Origin of the sequence: Pseudoduganella sp. RAF53_2 (genome assembly GCF_052113985.1) — a bacterium.
Classification (GTDB): domain Bacteria; phylum Pseudomonadota; class Gammaproteobacteria; order Burkholderiales; family Burkholderiaceae_D; genus Rugamonas.
Genome location: NZ_JBFRDW010000017.1, coordinates 1 through 21,486 on the forward strand (window position 1 = coordinate 1; position 21,486 = coordinate 21,486).

A 21,486-nucleotide genomic window follows, 5' to 3' on the forward strand; every position below is an offset into this window, starting at 1 on the left:
GGAATCGGCGGCGAGTTTTTTCAGGATGTCGTAGAGTTCCTTGGCCGAGTAGTTGTCGAAGTGCAGGTGGTTGTTGAAGCGCGATTCCAGACCAGGGTTGGATTTGATGAAGCGTGACATTTCGTCCGGGTAGCCGGCGACAATCACGCACAGGTCGCCGCGCTTGTCCTCCATGGCCTTCAGCAGGGTGTCGACGGCTTCTTTGCCGTAGTCGTTGCCTTGGCCGAGCAGGCTGTAGGCCTCGTCGATGAACAGGATTCCGCCCAGGGCTTSCGTGACGCGCTCCAGCGTCTTGATGGCGGTTTGGCCGACGTAGGGTGCGACCAGTCCGGCGCGGTCGGTCTCAACGATCCGGGGCAGACGTGTCACCCCGATGCGGTGGTAGATCTCGCCAATGATGCGGGCGACGGTTGTTTTGCCGGTGCCGGGGCCGCCGGTGAAAACAAGGTGGTTGGAGATGCTGGCGTTCGTCAACCCCATCCTGGCGCGTGCTTGCTGGATCAGGCAGAACTGGGTGAGTTCGATGACTTGCTGCTTCACGTTGCGCAGGCCGATTTGCGCTTCGAGCTGCGCCAGGACAGGGGCGAGATTTTCAGGCAGATTGACTTGCGGCGGAGGCGTTGCTTCGGCTTTCGGAGCAGGCGCCAAGGCAGTCGGCGCTGCTGCGCTGCGTTGCTTTGGAAAGCGCTCCCAGGCTCTGGTCGAAGCGTTGTAGAACTTTTCCTGCATCTGTCCGGTATCGATCACGTGAGCGTGTGTCGACTGGCAGTAGAGGCGGCCACAGGACGCGCAGGGGAAAGTCGCTTTCTTACTCAACGGCCATACGTTGAAATGGTGGCAGTGCTCGCAGACATGCTCCACTGTGGTTTTCGCAGTCATCGTCATCATTCCGTTGAAAGCGTACGGCGGCTTCTATGGCGCGATCTGCTGATACTAGAGGAATTTTTCGGCCGAAATATCGCCAATTGTCACGAGGCCGCTTCAGGTGGTTCGGCTACACTTGAGCCGGGGAGGATCGGGCGATGAGACGATGGTTCTTTGTTGTAGCCATGGCGCTGATATGCGGCCAGACGTGGGCGCAGCAGCAGCCCTTTTTGTGCCGGACGCAGGAGTCCGGTCTCGGCCAGCCGCTGGTCGATAATCAGGACGGCATCGGCCATCCCGTACTGGATGCGGAGGGCAGGCCAGTCGGCTACAGCCGCAATTGCGCCATCGCGACGCAAGTCCGCTACTTCTACTACAACGGCACGACCTTCAAGCCTTATGATCAGGCAGCTGCGCCGCCGGACCTGAAAACGACGGTCTGGAACGGCGCCGCCGTGCCCTTTGTGGTGCGGGTGGAAGTCGGCACGATCAACCGCTTCCTGTACACGATCGCGATGCTGGAGCCGGCCGCGTGGAATCACAAGCTGGTGTACTGGCTGCGCGGCGGTGTGGGCATCGGACACCAGCAGGGCACGGCCATGTGGTTCAACGAGAGCCTGGGCAGCGCCGAGCGCCGCATGATGCCGCGTTTGCTGGGGCAGGGTTATGCGGTGGTCACGTCGTCCGGCAATGAGACGGGTGTCCACTACAACATGCGCCTGGCCGAAGAAACGGCTGCGCTGACCAAGCAGCACTTCATCGACCAATACGGCAAGCCGATATACACGGTGGGCATTGGCGGTTCGGGCGGCGCCGTGCAGCAGTATATGTTCGCGCAAAATCATCCGGGCTTGCTGGATGCGGGCATTCCGATCCAGTCCTATCCCGACATGATCACGCAAACGATTCCCGTCGCGGACTGTCCGCTGCTGGGCCAATACTTCCGCGACGAGGTCGCGCGCGATCCGTCGTCGCCATGGACGCAGTGGAGCAGGCAAGCCTGGATCGAAGGCACGAATGCCAGCGACACCGCACGCAATCCCATCACTGGCGCCAGCGGTTCGACTGAATGCATCAACGGCTGGCGCATGGCGATCCTGAACGTGCTGAATCCCACCTACAAAGACCCGCGCTTCGACAAGGCCGCCCAGGCCTACGGTTATCCCGATGGCGTTTTCGCCAAGGTGAAGTGGACGCACTGGAATGACCTGGCGGACATCTACGGCACCGACAGCGCAGGCTTCGCGCCTATCTCCATCGATAACGTCGGCGTTCAATACGGCCTGTCGGCACTGAACGATGGTCGCATCGGCGCCGGCGAATTTTTGCGCATCAATGCCTGCGTGGGTGGCTGGAAGGAGCAGCCGGAATTCGTCACCTGGGCTGGCAATGATGACCCATTCGACTCGCGCAATATGCGGCGCAGCGCGTCCTGCCGTGAGCCGTCAGGCACGCCGGCGCAGCGGCGGCAGGGTAGTGTGGATGCGATGCGCAAGGCTTATACGTCCGGCCAGGTGTTCACGGGACGTAAACTGAGCATCCCGATGATCGATCTGCGGCCGTATCTGGAGCCGGAGCTGAATATGCATAATGCGCGGCAGTCGTTCTCGGTGCGGGCGCGTTTGCAGGCTGGCGCACCGGCCGAGGCTTCACGGCAGGTGATCTGGTTCACGGCAGGCGAGGCGGGGTTGGCCGATGCGGTGATGCAGGCGCTGTCGGTGCTCGATGTCTACCAGACGAGTGGCGCGGCTCCGCAGGGATTTGCGGATAAGTGCTTTGACGCGAATGGTGCGGTGATCGCGGCGGGGCCATCGGTGTGGGACGGCATTCTGGACGCCAAACCGCAAGGCGCCTGCACGCGGGCTTTCCCGATCTACAGCAGTCCGCGCATGGTGGCAGGCGATTCGATCAGGGGCGACATCTTCAAATGCGCGCTGAAGCCAGTAACCGCCGCGCTGGGCGACGGCACCTACAAGGCTGATTTCACGCCGACGCAACGCGCCTGGCTGGCGCGCATCTTCCCGCAAGGCGTGTGCGATTACAGCAAGGGCGACGTGGGCCGCCCTGCCAATTAAGGCTTACTTGCCGTACGGGTCAATGGTCTTGATGCGGCCATCGGCGTCGTAATGCAGCTCGGTCACTTTCACCGAACGCAGGTGGGTGATGCCTTTCGACAGGCTGCTGTCGTGGTAGTACAGGTAGGAGCGGCCTTCGAATTCGACGATCGAGTGGTGGGTGGTCCAGCCGATCACCGGCGTCATGATCTGGCCCTGGTAGGTGAAGGGGCCATATGGGTTGTCGCCAACCGCGTAGCACAGCAGGTGAGTGTCGCCGGTCGAATAGGAGAAATAGTATTTGCCATTGTGCTTGTGCAGCCACGGCGCCTCGAAGTAGCGGCGGTCATGGTCGCCGGCCAGCAGCGGCTTGCCTTCTTCGTCCAGAACGACGACGGCGCGCGGCGCCTCGGAAAAGTTCTTCATGTCCGCGTTCAGACGCGCCACGCGTGCGGTCAGCGCCGGCTGGTCGTCCGCTGGTTCCTCATTGTTGGCAGCGTAGACGTTGTCACGGTACTTTTGCAGCTGGCCGCCCCAGATGCCGCCGAAGTACATGTAGTAGGCGCCGTCGTTGTCCTCAAAGACCGCAGGATCGATCGAATAGCTGCCTTCGATTGCCGTCGGCTCTGGCTTGAAAGGGCCGGCCGGCTTATCGCCAACCGCCACGCCGATCTGGAAGATGCCGTCAGCGCGCTTGGCAGGGAAGTACAGGTAGTATTTGCCGTCCTTGTGGGCGGCGTCCGGTGCCCACATCTGGCGCTCGGCCCATGGCACGTCTTTCACATGCAGGGCGACGCCGTGATCGGTGGCGGCGCCGTCCGGGCTATCCATCGACAGGATATGGTAGTCCTCCATGCCGAAATGATCGCCGTTGTCGTTGAACGGAATGCCTGCTTCGATATCGTGCGACGGGTAGATATACAGCTTTCCTTCAAACACGTGGGCCGACGGGTCGGCGGTGTAGATGTGACTTACCAGTGGCTGCGAGATGGCGCGCGTCAAGGCCAGTTCTTCGGCCGGAGTCAGTTGTTCGGACATTGCGTACCTTTTAGTTCGTTGCGGCGCGGCGCGCCAGCAGATCGAGTTCGATCCGGCGCTCGGTGGCCTTGTTGATTTCGTACCAGCACAGCAGGGCCACGCCCAGCAGGAATGGAATCGACGCGTAGACGCTGATCGACAGGCGGATACCATTGGCCACCGATTCCGGTTGCACCGCTTGCGCGCCGTCATAGCCATAGCCGGACAGCAGTCCCGCGACCAGCGCGCTGCCGATGCTCAGGCCAGCCTTGAGGCCGAAGATCATCGCCGAGAACATCAGGGCGGTGGCGCGGCGGTTGTTCTTCCATTCGGAGTAGTCGGCCACGTCGGCGATCATCGCCCACAGCAGCGGGATGGTGATGCCGTAGAAGAAGCCGTGCATGATCTGCGAGGCGAACACCAGGCCGATCGAGGCAGGGCCGTAGAAAAAGAAGGCCAGCATGAACAGCGTGGACACCAGCAGCGCCGCGCCGAACACGTCGCGTTTGCCGAAGCGGTCCGCCAGCGGCTTGGAGAAACCGATACCGATGATCATGCAGACAATGCCGCCGCCGTTGAACAGGCTGAAGGCCGAGGTGGCAGGGTCTTCCGGCCACTGGAAGYGGGTCAGCCCGATGCTGATCAGCGCATTGTTCAGGTGATCGATGAAGCTGACGAAGCCGATGTCTTTCAGGAAGGCGGTCAGCGCATCCTGGCTCAGGTAGTTCTTGAAGTAATAGATGTACAGGCCGCCCTTCAGAGCCAGCGTAATAAAGACCAGGATGGTCAGCAGCAGCATCACCACCCAGGGCTTGTTGCCGATCAGGTCAGTGATGTCCTGGCGGATGCTGGAACGCTGGGCCGCCGTCGGCACGATACGTTCACGGGTGGTGACGAAGGCGATCAGGAAGAAGATGGTGCCTGCGACAGCGAAAATGATCATCGTGTTGCGGAAGCCCGCCACCTTGTCGCCGCCGCCGAGGATCAGCACCAGCGGCAGCAGCAGCACCTGGATGATCAGTTGCGCGATCATCACCGCCACAAAGCGGTAGGACGACAGGCTGTTGCGCTCTTCCATGCTGCCGGTCAGTACGCCRCTCAAGGCGGAGTAGGGCAGGTTGTTGGCCGAATAGACCAGCATCAGCATAATATAGGTCAGCGTGGCGTAGATGATCTTGCCGTTGTCGCCCAGGTTAGGCGTGCTGAAAGCGAGGATGGCGATCAGGCCGAAGGGCACTGCAGTCCACAGCAGCCATGGGCGGAATTTGCCCCAGCGGGTGACGGTGCGGTCGGCCAGCAAGCCCATCAGCGGATTGAAGCAGGCGCCGGTCAGACCGCCGATGAAGATAATGGTGGCGGCGGCATTGGCCGGGATCTTGTAGACGTCCGTGTAGAAGAAGGCAATAAACGTCAACAGTGTCTGGAAGATCAGGTTGGCAGCCAGGTCGCCCAGGCTATAGCCGATCTTTTCCACGACAGAGAGCTTCTCCGTCGCGCTCTGGTTGGCAGGGGTCATTGTGTCTCTCATTTTAAAGCCGGTCTCCACGGCTGTTTTCATGGTATTAACATGACTTAAACGCTAAATGAATAGCGCTATCATTTCATTGTCACTGTTCCAGACGGGGGCGTCAAGCGACATAATGGACGTATTCGAAAAAAGGGCTTTGCAGAAGTTCCCTGCATGTATATAATTCGGCCTCCTTTCCCTGATAGCTCAGTCGGTAGAGCGACGGACTGTTAATCCGCAGGTCCCTGGTTCGAGTCCAGGTCGGGGAGCCAGAATTAGAAAAGCCCAGCCTTCCGAGGTTGGGCTTTTTGCTTTGTAGCGGAGTTTTGAGATGGCAAAAAAGAAAGATGAACTCGATCCGGAAACACTGGAGCTGATCCAGTGGTGCATCGAGGTGGAAGGCTACCTGGTCAAAGGCGGCGCCACGGTGGAGCAGGCGCAGGAGCATATCGAGGAACAGGTGGAATGGTTCACGGATATGTTCTACGAGGGCCTGACACCGGAAGAAGCGGCCAAGGAAGCCCTGGCCTGATTCTTTAAAGCGCGCATTCGGCGGCGATGCGGATGGTGCGCTCGCTGCTGCTCGCGATACCGCGCCAGTAGTTGCTGCTGCCGTCGTCGTAGCGCTGCGCGCTGCGTGCGTCCGGCGCAAGCACGTTATTGGCTGCGAATTTCAGGGTGACGCCCGGCTTCAGTTGCCAGCTGGCGCGCAAGTCCAGGCGGCGTTCGATGCCGCGCTCGGACCATTGCGTCGCCGACGTGCGCGCGATGCCGCCTGTTTTTATATTCCAGTTGAATCCCGCAGTCGTGGCGGCGCTCAGGCGGTAATCCAGTCCGGCGTTGACGACCAGCGGCGTTTGTTCCCCGAGCCGGTTGTCCGGTCCCGGCACCGAGTCTACCCGCGACCAGTTGCGCGATACAGTCAATCGCGCCGTCGCGCCGCTTGCGCCAAACGACAGGCGCCCATCCATTTCAATGCCATTGGTCACCGCGCGGCCGCTGTTGCGCGGCGTGTTGACCCATTCTCCGCGGTCCTGGAATAACCAGGGCAGGATCACATCGCTGATGCGGCGCTGGTAGGCCGAAACGCTGACCATGCTGTCGCCTTTGAAATAGCTTTCGTACGCCAGATCCGCGCCCCACGCCAGTTCCGGACGCAAGTCGGGATTGCCCTGGTAATGCGGATTGGTCGGGCCGTTATCGTTATTCACCGTGTAGCGGCGCGGCACCAGGTCGCGCGTGGCGGGGGCCTTGTAGCTGCGCGCCAGCGCAAGCCGGAATTGATCGCGCTTTCCGGGCAGCCGCCATAACAAATGAGCGACGGGACTCCAGACGCTGGAATGGTTGGCGACAGCGTCGATGTCGCGGCCCGTGGTGCGCGTGCGCAGGCCCTCCCAGCGCAAGCCAATATAAACGTCCAGCTGCGGGAGCGGCGACCACTCATCCTGCGCGTACATGGCCAGGCGCGAGACGCGGGCGACGTAGCGCTGATCAAGTACGCCGAGGGGAATGCCCGTGGCGTCGGCGTCTTCCTGGCGCCGCCATTCGGAGCGGCGGGCCAGCGTGCCATCCCAACCCACGGACATGGCGTGTCCGCTATCGCCGCCGATGCGCAGTTTACCGCTGCTGCTGGCGCCATCGTCGATGGCGTTCGAGAGCACGTGGCGCTGCCACAGTTCCTCGTCTGCGGCACTGCTGCCGATAAAGCGGTAGTCGCTGTTGCGGCGGCTGTGGGCCAGTCCGGCTTTCCATTCGAAGCGCCCATTTTCGCCAAGGCGCTGGCCGCCTTCGACGTCGCTGCGCGCGGTGACGGTGTGGGCGCTGGATGCGAAGCCGTTGTGCGGGTAGTCGCTGGATGCGCCGGCCAGGATAGTTTCCTGGGCTTTGTCGTGATTGTCGCTGTTCGCAATATCCAGCAGGCTTTGCCAGGATAGCGTGGCGCCATCCTTCCATTTCCAGTTCAGGCGCGGCGTGAGGCCGAGCCGGTCGATGGTGCCGCCTTCAGCATCGCTGGTGACACGGCTGGCATCAGGATTGATTTCCGTGGTCGTGTTGCTGGTGCTGCGGTGCGAGCGCGTCGCGCGGGCGGCCAGCGTGCCGGACATGATGTCGCCGGGGCGGGAGAGATCCAGCGCCGCTTCCGGCGACCAGCCTGCCGATCCGTGCGTGCCGGCCAGGGTGGCCAGCKTTTGCGCACGCGCGGCCGACTTGCGCAGGACGATGTTGATGCTCCCTGCAATGCCCTGCGTGCTGCTGTCCGCGCTGGCGCTGCGCAGGATTTCGACGCGCTCGATCAGCTCCGGCGCCAGGCTGTCCGGAGAAAAGCCCGGTGGCGCCGGATCGCCGTTGATCAGGAATTGCGTGCGTCCGCCACCCAGTCCGCGCAGCTGGACTTTGCTGCCGTTGATCACGATGCCCGGCTGGCGGCGCAGCGCATCGGCCACGCTGGCATCACCGTAGCGCGTCAGCTCGTCGCGTGAGACCACGATGCGGCCCGCCATATCCTGTCTGCGCAGTTGGAGGCCGCTGTCGGCCTTGATTTCCACGCGGGCGATGTCTTCTTCCGCATTCGCCGCAAGGGCGGTCGTGAGCAGGGGAACAATCAGCAGGGCTGGGCGCATTGCACATGACAATAAGTGAGGACGGAGCGCATTGTCGTGCAAGCGCGATGCCTTGCCAATATGGAGAGTGACGAAAGCCGCCGCGATAGGGATGAACGCGGATTTTGGACTGCTATACTGCGCCGCGATGAGAACCTCGACTCCCATTCCCGCCTGGTTGCGCGCCTTGCTGATCAACTTTGCGCTATGGACTGCATTGTGCGCGGTCGCGGGCATGACCACGCTGGGCGATGCCGCGCACGATGGCGACACCCGCAGCTACTGGCGCATGACGGCGGGCTGGTGGTGCGGCTATGTGGCGATGATGGTGCAGAGCTTTGCACTCTATATGATTTATCGCCGCCATCCCGGCTGGTTGTCGACTCCGCGCCGGATCGCAGCCGGGTATGCGGCGTTCATGGTGCTGTGCTGGCCGAGCGCGATGCTGGGACTCGCGTTCCGGCGCTGCTTCAAATTCGACCTGGCGCCGACGCTGGCCAATGCCTGGCATTACTGGACCACGATGGACAAGTTCGAGTGGTTCGTGGTCTTTGTTCTGCTGACGATGGCGTTCGGTGCGGTGGCGGCGATTCTGCTGTGGCGCCAGCGGCAGCAGCATGCGTCCGAGTTGGCGCAGGCGCGCTTGTCGCTGGAGCGCCAGCGGCTGGCCGCGCTGCGCGGGCAGCTGGAGCCGCACTTCATGTTCAACACGCTGAGCGCGATCAGCGCCATGGTACGCATGGACGATAAACCGCTGGCGCTGGATGGCCTTTCCCGCCTGGGCGATCTGCTGCAATACGCTTTGTCGAGCAGCGAGCGCGATTGGGTGGATATGGAACAGGAGCTGCGGTTCGTTCAGGACTATCTGGATTTACAGCGGCTGCGCTTTGGGCCGCGCCTGCAAGTGCGCGTGGAAGGCGCAGGCATACTGGATGATGGCATCGAGTGTCCGCCCATGCTGCTGCAGCCACTGGTCGAAAACGCGCTGCGCCACGATCTCGAAAGCCATGATGAGGCCAGCGATATTGCGATTGGTTTTGCGCGCGAGGGCAGCACGCTGCGGGTGACGGTCAGCAATCCGATTCGGCCGCATACTGCGCCGTCGGCAGGGCTGGGCATTGGCTTGCGCGGCATCAGGGCGCGTTTGCAACTCGCTTATGGTGGGGCGGCGTCACTGGACACTGCGCAGGTGGCTGGCCGCTTCGAAGCAGTGTTACGCGTTCCAGTGGAGGCGGACGAATGAGCGCGCCGCTGAAGGTGCTGATTGTCGACGATGAGGCGCATGCGCGCACCAATCTGAGACTGGCGCTGGCGGCGTTGCCGGGTTGGGTGGTGGTGGGAGAGTGCGCAAGTGCCATGCTGGCGCGCACGCGGCTGGCAGAGGGCGGCGTGGATGTGCTGCTGCTGGACGTGCAAATGCCGGTGGAGTCCGGATTGGAGCTGGCGCGCGAGTTGAGCCGGCAGGAGACGCCGCCGCTGGTCATCTTCGTGACCGCGCATCGCGGCCACGCCCTGGAAGCCTTCGACGCGCATGCGCTGGACTATATCGTGAAGCCGGTCGACGAGCGGCGGTTGCAGCGGGCGCTCGAACGCGCCAGCGCACTGCTCGGGCAGCGCGCAGCCTATACCCAGGCCTTGCGGCACTTTACCGATCCCGCGCCGGGCTATTGGCGCGAGCTGACGGTGCGCTCAGTGGGACGAATTGAACGGGTCAACCTGGACGACGTGTTGTGGATCGATACGGCGGGCAATTACGTGGAGCTGCATCTGGCAGAGCGTTCCCTGCTTCATCGCAGTACGCTGACGGAGCTGGAGCGCTATCTCGATCCGTCCCACTTCCTGCGCATTCACCGGCGCATGCTGGTGCGGCGCAGCCAGATGGCCGCGCTACGTCTGACGCCGGATGGCATGACCTTAACCTTGAAATGCGGGCAGAACCTGCCAGTCAGCGAGCGCTATGCAATGGCAGCGAAAGCAGCGCTGAAGAGTTAGCGAAAAAAGGGCCGCGTCGAATAACGCGGCCCTTGTCATTTGGCCCGCCACCGGGGCGGCGGGCAAGCACTCGCTTAGAACACGTAACGTGCGGTCGCGGTGAAGTAACGGCCCTTGTTGTCGTGCAGACCTTCCAGGTAACCTGGCAGCGGCGTCGCCGAGGTGTTCACACCCTGGCTCGGAGCGTATGGTGCAGCCTTGTCGAACAGGTTCTTGATGTTCAGGCTCAGCGTCACGTTCTTGAAGCCGGTGTAGGTGTAGCCCAGGCCGGCCGTGGTCCAGCTCTTGATCGCGCAATCCGGGAAGTATTCCTCGTACAGCGGCGTGGTGGTGTCGCGATTCTGTTCTGCATCGGTCGGCTTGCGAGTGCCGTAGTGGCAGAACGGCTGCGCGTAAGTCACGTCGCCGTTATAGCCACGCATCAGCGAGATCGGACCAACATAGTTCACCGAGGCGTTCACAGCGTGGTCGCCGAAGCTCCAGCTGGACGACAGGTTGAACTTGAAGCGTGGGATGCGAGTGTTGTTGGACAGGTTCCAGTCCCACAGGCCCGGATCGTGACCCACCGTATTGTGCTCGATGTCGCCAGGGTTCTGAGCGATCTTGTAGGAGATCACGTAGGTTGCCGACAGCTTGGTGCTCAGGGCACCGTAAGCACCCAGGCTGTTGCGCATGGAGCCGTCGAAGTCAATACCGCTGGTTTCAGTCGCGCCCTGGTTCAGCCAGGGCTCGCGCACCATCAGCAGCGGTCCGGTGCCTGGAATCGGCTTGCCATTTACGTCGGTGACGAAGTTGACCGGGTTGGTGTCGCGCACCACGTTGCCCGGATTCTTGTCTTCGTTCTTCAGCGCGTCGAAGGCCGAACCCAGGATCACTTCGCCTTCTTTGCGGATGCGGTACCAGTCGATCGTCATGCCGATGTTGGAGGCTGGCGCCAGCACGAAGCCGAAGCTGTAGCTGCGGGACTTCTCAGGCTTCAGATCCGGATTGGCGCCGCCGGTGCCGGCTGCGGACTTATTGCAGTCCTGTTCCGTTGCACCCGGACGTGGTGTTTCTTCGTCGGTGTTGCAGCGCTTCGGATCGTACAGATTTTGCAGGAAGAACTGAGCGCCACCCGGCGTGGTCTGATTCAGTGCCGGAGCACGGAAGCCGCGGCTGTAGGACGCACGAACCGAGAACGATTCAACCGGGGTCCACTTCGCGCCCAGCTGTGGGACGAAGTTGGTTTCCAGACCATCGTATTTGTCGATGCGGCCCGCCGCGGACAGCTCGACGCTCTTCAGCACCGGAGCGCGGAATTCAGCGAAGGCCGACTTCACATTGCGACGGCCGTGCAGGACGGTATTGGCCAGGCCGAGAATATTTCCGGTGGCAACCAGGTCGTCCGGCGTGAGGTCGATTTTCTCCTGACGGAATTCGCCGCCCAGTGCCACGCCCATCGCGCCGCCTGGCAGTTGGCCGAACTCGCGATTGGCTTTGAAGTCCAGCTGGGTGATGGAGGCCTTGTTATCGGAAGTGACGTCGCGTCCCAGCGTCGGATCGGCCGCCAGCTGCGCCAGCGTGGTGCCGGTGTTCAGCTTGCGCAGGGTTGGCAGATAAAGCTGGCCGTAAGAGGTGTCCTTGCGGTGCGCTTCGTTCCACAGCAAGGCGCTGTCGATATCCCAGCCGCCCAGGCTGCCGCGTACGCCGACCAGGGCGCGCAGATTGTCGTTGACGTTCCTGTTACCGCCGCGCAGGTTCTCAAAGCGGTAGCCGACGGAGGCGCGCGCATTCGGGAATGGGTTGTCCGGATGGCCGATCGGCAGGATGACCTGGAATGGATCGCCCACGCCATCAGCGGTGAAGTTGGTGGTCTGGCTCTGGGCCAGTGTGCGCGGAGCGCCGGTGTAATCGCGCTCGGTGCGGTTATAGGACAGCTCGGAGTAAGCCTGGAAGTCGCCGCCCAGTTTCAGTTCCCCGTGCGACAGGAAGTTGTAATCCTTGCCTGCCGATTGCGCCTCGGTGGTCGACGGCAGATCGTAGTTACAGAACTTGCGGTCGATGAAAACGGACGATGCGGACAGGCCCATGGTGCGGCTGCCTACCAGCTGGCGCGACGGATCGCAGTTCAGCGAGATCACCAGCCGCTGGTCGCGCGTGGCCTGGGTTACGCCGAAGTTCTTCGAGCCCGGTGCGCTCTCGCGATAGAACACTGGCGAGGCAGAGACGGTGCTGCCGTAAGGCGTGGCGAAGCGGCCGTTCAGGGTCTTGTACAGATCCCATTCCACGTCCTTGGCATCGATACGCGCTGTGCGGTCGCGTTTTTGTACATCCAGAGTGGCGAAGACGGTGTAGCCGTCGGTATCCAGATCGCCTTTGCCGGCCAACAAGCTGAAGCCCTTGCGGCGGAATTCGTTGTCGTCGTTGCCGCTGTAACGAGCCGAGACTTCCACGCCTTTGTAGCTGGTTTTGGTGATGAAGTTGATCACGCCGGCGATGGCGTCGGAACCGTAAATGGCCGATGCGCCTTCCTTCAGCACTTCCACGCGCTCGATGGCGGAGACCGGAATGCTGTTCAGGTCATACATCGTGGAGTTGCCGTTGTTCGGATCGGCGTAAGCGCCCGGCGTCATGCGGCGGCCGTTCAACAGGATCAGGGTGGAGGTCGAGGTCAGGCCGCGCAGGGAGGCGGTAGACGCGCCGCGAGCGAAGCCGCCATCGGAAGAATCGAAATTACCGTCACTGCCCATGGCAGGGATGAACTTCAGCAGATCCTGGACGGAGGTGGCACCGGTGTCCTTGATGTCTTGCGCGGTGATTACCTGTACCACGCTGGTGGTTTCCTTGGCGGTGCGCTTCAGGTTGGAACCGGTAACGTAGACGGTGGTGGTGGGTTGGTTGGCTGCCTGTTGGGCAAGTGCCAGGTCGGCTGCACCGAACGCCAGGGTAATGGCGAGGGCAGCGGTTTTCAAAGTCGGCTGCTTGATCAAATCTCACTCCATGCGATTTTTACTTGAACATTTCTCTCTTTGCCTTCTTCGAGGCAAATGTAACTATCGCATGACAATTCTTACATTTAGAAACAACTATTAAGGTTTCATTAATTGTTTTCGTAGAAACGTTGTTTTTTTGCGTTCACAAACGGTAAACGAAACTTGGTCTACTTAGTTACTTTCGTTTGATGTCGTTTGCGAAATTGCAATGGATCGCGCGTATTCGGCGGGGGATTGCCCGATCAGCGCGCGAAAGTCGCGGACGAAGTGGGCCTGGTCGAAATAGCCTAATTGCAGGGCCAGATCGGCCCAGTTGATGACGGCGCCGGATTGCACCTGGGCAATGGCTTCATGCAGGCGGTAGCGCTTGATGGTCCATTTGGGACCGATGCCCACGTATTTCTGGAACAGGCGCTGGAGGGTGCGCTTGTCCAGTCCGGCCAGCGTTTCGACTTGCTCGACGGAGGTCAGCGTGAGGTCGCTGGCGATGGCGGCCACGATGTTATTGATTCGCGCGACGTTCGGGTCCGGCGCGGGCAGGGCGGCCAGCAGCATGGCTTCCGCAGCGGCGGGCATGTCGTCCACTTGAGCGCATCGGATGAGGTCAGCGGCGGAGGCGAAGACCTGGCTGGCGGCGATGCTGTCGTTGGCCAGCGCGGCCACGGGCGAGCGCAGGAAGGGCTGGAAACCGGCCGGTTTGAATTTGATGCCGAAGGCGAAGTCGTAGCCCTCCAGCCTGCGGTCGAAACGGTCCGTATGCACGCCGTAGATGCGCGCATCGCCGCGCTCAACGACCAGATGCACGTTCGGATGCGGCAGCGTGGCTTGCTGCTGGGCTGGCAGTCCGCGCAAATCCCATTGCACGAACCAGAAGTGTTCGATGTGATCGGCCAGCGCGGCCGGTGGCATTAGGCGTTCGTGGCGGAACTCGCCTTGCGCGAAGTGCGGGCGCAGCACGCCGCGGGCCTTGCCGGGAACATTAGTCATTGTCGCGTTTTTCCAATCATTGCCGGTGTGGCAGCCGTAAAGTGCAGATTCTATCGAATGAAGGAGGAGAGCAATGATGGTTGGAACTTTGGCGCTTGCGCTGGCGATGTCCCACGCGGCGGGCCAGTTCGAAGTGAAGATGACGCCGCAGACACCGTCGCCGGGCATCGAGCAGGCCGGCCTGGGACGTATGACGCTGGATAAGCAGTATCAAGGCGACCTGGTGGCGCATGGACTGGGCGAGATGCTGTCCGTGCGCGCCGAGACGGCGGGATCGGCGGGCTATGTGGCAATGGAGCGCGTGGACGGCAGCCTGCATGGCCGCAAAGGCAGCTTCGTGCTGCAGCATAGCGGGACGATGAATCGCGGCACCCCGTCATTGGTGCTGACGGTGGTGCCGGATTCGGGTAGCGGCGAGCTGACTGGTTTGTCCGGCTCGATGACGATTGAGATCAAGGGCGGACAGCACTTCTACAAGATGGACTACCAGCTGCCATAAGGCTTACTTCACCTGGTAGACCATGGCCGCGCCGCCTACCGCCACGCCCTGGCTATCAAGCTGGGAAACGTTGATCACGAACTGTTCACCCGATTGCGCGCCGTCCGGAATCGTGGTCTGCATGGACATCGGATACATGATGCCCGCGTCCTTTTCCATGGTGATCTGCACGATCGGCTGTTTCAGTTCCACATAGCGTTTGCCGTTGCGCAGGACTACGTCTCCGCCTTGCACGCTCACGTTGCCCAGCGTGTGCTTCGGAATGCAATCGAAACGCGAGCCCTTGTTCAGCGTGAGGATGCCGCAGCAGCAGCCGAAGCGTGTCTTGACCTTGGTGTCCTGCAGGAAGATCAGGCTGTTCTCGCACATGGTTTCGTCCATTTCCTGGTCCGGCCCTGGCGTCGGTGCGGCCTGGTTGGCGAAGTCAACGGCAGGGAAGGCGGCGCCGTCTTCGTCGAGCGACAACGTGAGCGGCATCGCAACCGGCAGGCGGCTGCGGTCGATCACGATGGACACTTTGCGTTCCAGGTTATAGCGGCTGGCCACCACGAAAGGGAAGGCGACGCTGGCATTGCCGATGACATCGATCACCGACAGATTGCGCTGCGCCAGATTATTCAGGCGCGGCGTGATCGGATTCGCGGACAGCGGCACGGTGGAGAAGGCGTAATCGTTGTCCGAATTGACCACGGCCAGCAGGCAGGGATGCCATGGATGATTGGCTTCCCAGCCGTACAGCGTGTCCGTCTGCGCCGACTCGATTCGGAACTTGGCCATCACCGTGCCGCCCGCCGGAACATTGGCGAAGGTCGCCGTGACCGGCGTTGGKCTGACGTGCATGCCGTCCACCAGCGTCCAGTCGGGAGGGTAGACGAATTGCAGGCCGACATAAGGCGTGATGCGGGTGTGGACTGTGACGTTGCGTGCGGCGCGGGAGCCGTTGTTCGTCACGCGCACGTAGATGTAGTTGGCCTGGCCGCGCTCCACGTTCTTCGACTTGGCCGGATCGGCGGGCACGAAGACATTGTCGTCCGTGATGCGCACGACGATGTCCGAGAAGTCCCAGAAATTACTGCCGGTGTAAGGCTCGGCGCCAGTGTCGTTGGGCGCATCCTTGATCAGCACATCCGCTTCATCGAGGGCGCGCAGCACGTTGATGCGGCCATAGCCCATCTCCTGATTCCAGCTGCCATTGGACTTGCCAACCGTTTCGGCATAGGCCACCGAACCGACTTTCTGGGCGGTGCGCTCGATATGGGCGCGCACCTGGGCACTGGTCAGCATGGGATAAGCGCTGCGGATCAGTGCCGCCAGGCCAGCCACGTGCGGCGTTGCGGACGAGGTGCCATTGAACACCAGGTCGTAATCGCCCGCAGCACCTGCGGTGGAGTTGTAGCCGCCGGTGCCGGAGATGTCCGTAGTCGGAATATGCACGCCGGGCGATACGACCGAAATCTGCGGGCCGAAATTCGAGCCCCACGGTTCGCCATCGGGGCTGGATGGCGTCTTGCGGTTGTCGACTTCGTCGGAGGCACCGACCGCGATCACCAGCGGGTTGGTGGCCGGGTAGGTGATCGGGCCATTGTAGTTATGCGTGGCGACGCACATCACCACGTCGTTGTTGTAGGCAGCCTGGATGGCCGGGTCGATGATGGCGTGGCTCCACGCATTCCAGCCAAAGCTCATGCTGATCACATGTGCGCCATGCGATGACGCGTAGTTGATGCCCGCCGCCACTTCCACATCGGTCCAGGCGTCGAAAGCGACCGGCAGCAACTTCGCCGTGCCGGCCACGCCGCTGATGCCGGTGCCATTGTTGAAGGTGGCCGCCACGATGCCAGCGCACGCCGTACCGTGCGGGCCGGTGGGCGAGCCGTCGCCGGACATGCTGCCCAGGTTGATGCCGCTGGAAATGAAGCGAGGTTTCARGTCGGCGTGATTGAGGTCGCAGCCTTCATCAAGTATGCACACGACGACGGTGGCTGAGCCGGTCGTGATGTCCCAGCCGGTAGTGCCCGCGCCGCCGGCCTGGATGCGCGTCATATCCCACTGCTGCGGGAACAGGGTATCGCTGGGCGCGATCGAAGTTGGCGTCAGCAAGGGCATGGTCTCGAACTGGAAGTCCACCATGGCCGCGTTGGGTGAAGCCAACACCATATCGCGCAGTTGAAAGGAGTTTATTTCCTTCGGATTGGTGATCTGGAAGTAGCGATAGCCGTTCAGATAGCGCGATTTTTCCGGTACTTCCTGCAGCAGCGGCGCCGCTCCCTCAGGACCGGTGAGCTTCAGCGTGTCGGGCAGCAGCGGGACATTGCCGGCGCCGGTGTCGGTCTGGCCGCGCACCTTCAGCACGCCGGCATGGGGCAGGGGAGCGAGCAGGCCGCGGCGGCCATCTTCGCCGGCCTGGCGATAGACGGGACCGATCCAGTCCAGTCCCAGCCTGGCGCCTTCGGCTTCGACACGGGCGACGGCTGCGTCGCTCAGCGGTTTGCGGCCCTGCACGAAGTAGCGCGTTTTGGTGTGGTTGACGCGCTCGCCCGGAATGCCGCCGGCTTCCGGTTCATCTTCCAGAAACAGTTCCTGGCTGTGCAGGAATTGTTCGACCTCGGCCCGTTCGCGAGGCTGCTTGAACGCGATCAGCATGCGGGTGCGTTCGAGCGCCAAGGGCGCGCCCGAAGTGTGGGACATCTCTGTTGGAAAGTTTTTCATGGAAAGCTCCTTGACTGGTTATCTCCCCGCGAGGGGATCAGGCCAGTCTAGGAGCCTGAAAATGCGGCTCTTTGCGCTATGTCTAAAGTGCGTTCCTAGCATAGCGGCAAGGTGTTGGTATAGCTGAAATCTTATAGAGGGTATATAATCTCGGCTCTTTTTTTGAGTCGCCTTAGCAAGGCAGCATCAAAAGATCAAAACAACTACATTGCCCAGGCGTTAAGACCAGGGAGGGACGCGGAGACTGCGTTGCACACCTCGATGAACAACTAGGAAAGATAAATGATCAAACTGTCCAAGATGCACAAGCGTCTCCTGGCCCTGAGCGCAGTCATGCCGATGGCCGCCCTGGCACAAGAATCCCAGCCAACCGAAGCCGGCAAGATGGAAGTGGTCACCGTGACCGCCCAGCGCCGCGCTGAAAACGTTAAAGATGTTCCTGTTTCCGTTTCGACCATCAAGGGCGAAAAGCTGGACATCCTGATCTCCGGCGGCCAGGACATTCGCGTGCTGGCAGGTAAGACCCCATCGCTGAACGTGGAATCGTCCACCGGCCGTGTGTTCCCGCGTTTCTACATCCGCGGTTACGGTAACGCAGACTTCAGCGTGTTCGCATCGCAGCCAGTTTCCCTGATTTATGACGACATCGTGCAGGAAAACCCGATCCTGAAGGGTTACCCGATGTACGACCTGGCCAACGTGGAAGTGCTGCGTGGTCCGCAGGGCACCCTGTTCGGCCGCAACACCCCGGCCGGTGTGGTCAAGTTTGAATCCGCCAAGCCAAGCCTGAAGGGCATCGAGGGTTACTACAACCTGTCCTACGGTACCAACGCCACCGCCAACATCGAAGCGGCTGCCAACATTCCGCTGTCGAACGAATGGGCACTGCGCGCATCCACCCTGCGTGCACACCGCGACGACTACGTGAACAACAGCTTCACTGGCCAGAAGGACGCGTACGAAGGCTACAACGAACACGCCGAGCGCGTGCAGGTGCTGTACCAGCCGAACGGCGCGTTCAACGCCCTGTTCAACGTGCACCAGCGCACCACTACCGGCGACTCCCGCCTGTTCCGCGCCAACATCATCAAGAAGGGTACCAACGACTTCGTGGATGGCTTCGATCCTGAGCAGATCGCCATCAACGGCAAGGAAGGCCAGGAGCTGACCACCCGCGGCGCCAACGTGCGTCTGAGCTGGGATATCGGCCAGTACAAGCTGTTCTCGATCACCGGCTACGAAACCATCTCCCGCTATAACTCGCGCGGCGACATCGACGGTGGCAATCCGACCAATTTCCCAGCCGTTCCGTTCCAGGTTGAGACCGCTTCCTTCATCCCGGACCTGAAGCAGTATTCCCAGGAATTCCGTATTGAGTCGAAGTACGCTGGTCCGCTGAACTGGCAAGCCGGTATGTACTATTTCGACGAAGATGGCCAGGCCGGCCAGGACAACTACAACGTTGCCGGCGACCGCACCAGCCGCGTCGTGTCCCAGCAGAAGAATAAGGCCTGGGCGGCCTTCGGTTCCGTGAACTACAACGTGACCGACGCCTTCACCGTGCGTGGCGGCTTGCGCTTCACCCACGACCAGAAAGAGTTCAACACCCTGGAAGCCACCAACATCGTTCTGGTTGGCCCGAATGGCGTGGACGAAAGCAAGCATAAGCTGAACTGGGACCTGTCCGGTAACTACAAGCTGAACAACGACGTCAGCCTGTACGCCCGCATTGCAACCGGCTTCCGCGCTCCTTCCATCGCTGCTGCATCGACCTCCGTGCCGATCACCGTGGCTGACRCTGAAACCATCACTTCCTACGAAGCGGGTGTGAAGGCCGACCTGTGGAACCGCCGTGCCCGCGCATCCCTGAGCGTGTACGACTACGACGTGAAGAACCAGCAGCTGACCGTGGTGGGCGGTAACACCAACGTGACCAAGCTGATCAACGCTGCCAAGACCAAGGGCCGCGGCGTGGAAGGCGAAATCGAAGGCTTCATCACCAACGACTTCAAGGTGTCTGCATCGGCCTCGTACAACTTCACCGAGATCAAGGACCCGTCCCTGTCCGTGAACAAGTGCCCGACCTGCACCGTGCTGGACCCGATCAACGCTGCTGGCCGCGTCGTCATCGACGGCAACGCACTGCCACAGGCTCCGAAGTGGATTCTGAACGCCACCGCGCGCTACAACTATCCGCTGGCTGACGGCAACCTGTTCGTGCTGACCGACTGGTCCTACCGCTCGAAGGTCAACTTCTTCCTGTACGAAGCGACCGAGTTCACCGGCAAGCCTCTGACCGAAGGCGGCGTGCGCGTGGGCTACAACTGGCAAGGCGGCAAGTATGAAGTGGCTGTGTTCGGCCGCAACATCACCGACCAGCGCCGCATCACCGGCGCCATCGACTTCAACAACCTGACCGGCTTCATCAACGAGCCACGCGTCTGGGGCGTTCAGTTCAAAGGCGGCTTCTAAACAAGTTGCAGCCTGATACTGGACAGGCTGCTACGGGCTGTATATAATACGGCCTCTTTTCCCTGATAGCTCAGTCGGTAGAGCGACGGACTGTTAATCCGCAGGTCCCTGGTTCGAGTCCAGGTCGGGGAGCCAGAATTCAAAAAGGCCTTGTGTGCGAACACAAGGCCTTTTTACTTTTCTGTCCTCGCAGTTGCTCCGTTCTTTATTTTCTGGCATGTTATTGTTTTGAAAACATTGGACTATGCTATGGCAGAGATAAAGGCTTTTGAGGACGTGCAAGTTCCAACGCGCTATAAGCTGGCCGCGATATGGACTTCGGTGATGTTCTGCTACATCTACGCCGATTACTTCGAGCTCTATGTCCCCAACAAACTGCAAGGTATGCTGGCCGGGCAGATGGCCCCGCTTGGGCCGGTAACTCAAGGTGTTCTGGCCGGCACCGCTGCAATGCTTGCACTGCCGAGCCTGATGATCATGCTGTCCATGCTTCTCAAGCCAGTCGCGTGCCGCTGGTTGAATATCATCGTTGGCATCATCTACACAGTCATCGAAGTGTTAGTTATCTCCGGCAGCGGCTGGGCCTTTTACATCGGGATGGGCGGACTCGAGGCGGCGCTAACCGCATTCGTCGCCTGGACCGCTTGGAAATGGCCCCGAAGTGCCTGAGGATGCGCGAACATATCAACCGGACGGCTTGCGCGTTGCCCGCTCCAGTCGCCGATTATCCTTCACGTTAGGCTTATGAAATCGAAATTCCTGGGAAGCTGGCTTGCGTGCGCGGTTGTTGCATGAGGAGCGTAGTCTTTATCTTCCCCGCCTCTTGGTTCATACCCATCTTTCTCACTGCGATCGCCGCAATGCTTCTTTGTGGGTTAATTGCTCGGCTATTTGTGACCGACAATGGCCCCGGTAATCCGGTTGTCGATGCCGTGGCTACCATCTTAAATCGCTAGCCTGGCTCTGTCGGTAGTGCTGCTGGCAAGTGCCTGATTTAATAAACCGGACGTCCTGCACGCCTTGCGCTCCAGTCGCTGGTTATGAGTCGATGCGCGCCATTGTACAATGATGTGATCAAAATTATGAGGCTCTATGACCACGTTATTGATCATTGATATGCAAGTGGGGATGACCTGGCCTGAGGCTGAGGTCCGGAATAATCACGGGGCGGAGGTGGTCGTAGCTGGCCTTCTGAAAGCATGGCGTGAGCGTAAGGCACCGATCGTACATGTGCGCCATATGTCGCGCACACCGGGCTCGCCGTTCTGGCCGGGGCAGCCGGGCGTTGAGTTCCAGCTTGAATTGGCGCCGCTGCCGCATGAACATGTCGTCGAGAAGAATGTGCCGGATGCTTTCATCAACACGGGACTGGAGCGCTGGCTCCATGCGCGCGGGGAGTCGTCGGTGGTGATCGTTGGTGTCAGCACCAATAACTCGGTGGAGTCCACGGCGCGGACTGCGGGCAATCTCGGCTTCAAAACCTACGTGGTATCGGATGGGACTTACGCCTACGCGATGGACGATTTCAATGGTGTGAAGCGCTCGGCTGAAGATGTGCACGCGATGGCGCTGGCCAATCTTCACGGCGAGTATGCGACGGTCATTCACTCCTGCGAGGCATCGAAAATATGAAGCGTCTGGTATTACTGATTATCGCGGCGGCGATTTCCTGCGGCGCGGGCGCGCAGGCGAACTTTTGGAAGGACCGCTCYGGCAAGCCGATTGCTGAAACCGACTCGCTGAAGTCGAAGGACGACTTTGCGGGCATGGTCATCGTCACATCCGACGCAAATTGGGAAGAGAAGTGGGCGAC

16 protein-coding genes and 2 tRNA genes are annotated in these 21,486 nt (G+C 61.0%); 11 read left to right on the forward strand and 7 right to left on the reverse strand.

Features of this window, described 5'->3' with window-relative positions:
* A partial coding sequence (locus AB4Z11_RS02105; protein ID WP_442022453.1) for an AAA family ATPase occupies positions 1–879 on the reverse strand: 879 nt, incomplete at its 3' end.
* 143 nt (positions 880–1,022) lie between these two features.
* On the opposite strand from AB4Z11_RS02105, the gene AB4Z11_RS02110 reads away from it, so the two are divergent.
* Positions 1,023–2,939 carry a DUF6351 family protein gene (locus tag AB4Z11_RS02110; protein WP_442022455.1) on the forward strand — a complete coding sequence of 639 codons (1,917 nt, stop codon included), beginning with the start codon at positions 1,023–1,025 and terminating at the stop codon, positions 2,937–2,939.
* 3 nt (positions 2,940–2,942) lie between these two features.
* On the opposite strand, the gene AB4Z11_RS02115 is transcribed toward AB4Z11_RS02110, so the two are convergent.
* On the reverse strand, positions 2,943–3,956 hold the full coding sequence (locus tag AB4Z11_RS02115) for a glycoside hydrolase family 43 protein (RefSeq protein ID WP_442022456.1): 1,014 nt from the start codon (positions 3,954–3,956) through the stop codon (positions 2,943–2,945).
* Between the two features lie 10 nt (positions 3,957–3,966).
* Positions 3,967–5,451: an MFS transporter gene (locus tag AB4Z11_RS02120; RefSeq protein ID WP_442022458.1), complete on the reverse strand. Its 1,485-nt coding sequence runs from the start codon at positions 5,449–5,451 to the stop codon at positions 3,967–3,969.
* A gap of 187 nt (positions 5,452–5,638) precedes the next feature.
* Here AB4Z11_RS02120 and AB4Z11_RS02125 point away from each other — a divergent pair.
* A tRNA-Asn gene (locus AB4Z11_RS02125) sits at positions 5,639–5,714 on the forward strand.
* A gap of 59 nt (positions 5,715–5,773) precedes the next feature.
* On the forward strand, positions 5,774–5,974 hold the full coding sequence (locus tag AB4Z11_RS02130; RefSeq protein ID WP_442022460.1) for a hypothetical protein: 201 nt from the start codon (positions 5,774–5,776) through the stop codon (positions 5,972–5,974).
* A 4-nt stretch (positions 5,975–5,978) separates the two neighbouring features.
* Here the strand turns inward: AB4Z11_RS02130 and AB4Z11_RS02135 are convergent, their stop codons facing one another.
* Positions 5,979–8,063, reverse strand: a complete 2,085-nt coding sequence (locus tag AB4Z11_RS02135; protein ID WP_442022462.1) for a TonB-dependent receptor plug domain-containing protein — start codon at positions 8,061–8,063, stop codon at positions 5,979–5,981.
* A 127-nt stretch (positions 8,064–8,190) separates the two neighbouring features.
* Here AB4Z11_RS02135 and AB4Z11_RS02140 point away from each other — a divergent pair, with 127 nt between their 5' ends.
* Together AB4Z11_RS02140 and AB4Z11_RS02145 are read left to right on the forward strand one after the other, a co-directional pair.
* Entirely contained in the window at positions 8,191–9,285 is a 1,095-nt protein-coding gene (locus AB4Z11_RS02140) for a sensor histidine kinase (RefSeq protein ID WP_442022463.1), read from the forward strand.
* Complete coding sequence (locus AB4Z11_RS02145; protein WP_442022465.1) at positions 9,282–10,034, forward strand: LytR/AlgR family response regulator transcription factor; 753 nt, start codon at positions 9,282–9,284, stop codon at positions 10,032–10,034. Before AB4Z11_RS02140 ends, AB4Z11_RS02145 begins: the two co-directional genes overlap by 4 nt.
* A 74-nt stretch (positions 10,035–10,108) precedes the next feature.
* Here AB4Z11_RS02145 and AB4Z11_RS02150 read toward each other — a convergent pair whose 3' ends face one another.
* Positions 10,109–12,985: a TonB-dependent receptor plug domain-containing protein gene (locus AB4Z11_RS02150; protein ID WP_442022467.1), complete on the reverse strand. Its 2,877-nt coding sequence runs from the start codon at positions 12,983–12,985 to the stop codon at positions 10,109–10,111.
* A 192-nt stretch (positions 12,986–13,177) separates the two neighbouring features.
* Positions 13,178–13,993, reverse strand: coding sequence for an AraC family transcriptional regulator (locus AB4Z11_RS02155; protein ID WP_442022469.1), 816 nt, complete (start codon positions 13,991–13,993; stop codon positions 13,178–13,180).
* Positions 13,994–14,066: 73 nt separating this feature from the next.
* Here AB4Z11_RS02155 and AB4Z11_RS02160 point away from each other — a divergent pair, with 73 nt between their 5' ends.
* The gene (locus AB4Z11_RS02160) at positions 14,067–14,492 is read left to right on the forward strand and encodes a DUF3224 domain-containing protein (protein ID WP_442022471.1); all 426 of its coding nucleotides are present in this window, start codon (positions 14,067–14,069) and stop codon (positions 14,490–14,492) included.
* 3 nt (positions 14,493–14,495) lie between these two features.
* Here AB4Z11_RS02160 and AB4Z11_RS02165 read toward each other — a convergent pair whose 3' ends face one another.
* Positions 14,496–17,201, reverse strand: coding sequence for a S8 family serine peptidase (locus tag AB4Z11_RS02165; RefSeq protein WP_442022473.1), 2,706 nt, complete (start codon positions 17,199–17,201; stop codon positions 14,496–14,498).
* A gap of 282 nt (positions 17,202–17,483) precedes the next feature.
* Here AB4Z11_RS02165 and AB4Z11_RS02170 point away from each other — a divergent pair, with 282 nt between their 5' ends.
* The 5 genes from AB4Z11_RS02170 to AB4Z11_RS02190 form a co-directional block, all read left to right on the forward strand.
* Positions 17,484–19,673, forward strand: a complete 2,190-nt coding sequence (locus AB4Z11_RS02170) for a TonB-dependent receptor (protein ID WP_442022475.1) — start codon at positions 17,484–17,486, stop codon at positions 19,671–19,673.
* Positions 19,674–19,732: 59 nt separating this feature from the next.
* Positions 19,733–19,808: transfer RNA gene (locus tag AB4Z11_RS02175), tRNA-Asn, on the forward strand.
* Positions 19,809–19,922: 114 nt separating this feature from the next.
* Entirely contained in the window at positions 19,923–20,342 is a 420-nt protein-coding gene (locus AB4Z11_RS02180) for a DUF6326 family protein (RefSeq protein WP_442022477.1), read from the forward strand.
* A 423-nt stretch (positions 20,343–20,765) separates the two neighbouring features.
* Positions 20,766–21,305: a cysteine hydrolase family protein gene (locus AB4Z11_RS02185; protein ID WP_442022478.1), complete on the forward strand. Its 540-nt coding sequence runs from the start codon at positions 20,766–20,768 to the stop codon at positions 21,303–21,305.
* On the forward strand, positions 21,302–21,486 hold a 185-nt coding region (locus AB4Z11_RS02190; RefSeq protein ID WP_442022480.1), incomplete at its 3' end, for a hypothetical protein. The genes AB4Z11_RS02185 and AB4Z11_RS02190, both read left to right, overlap by 4 nt.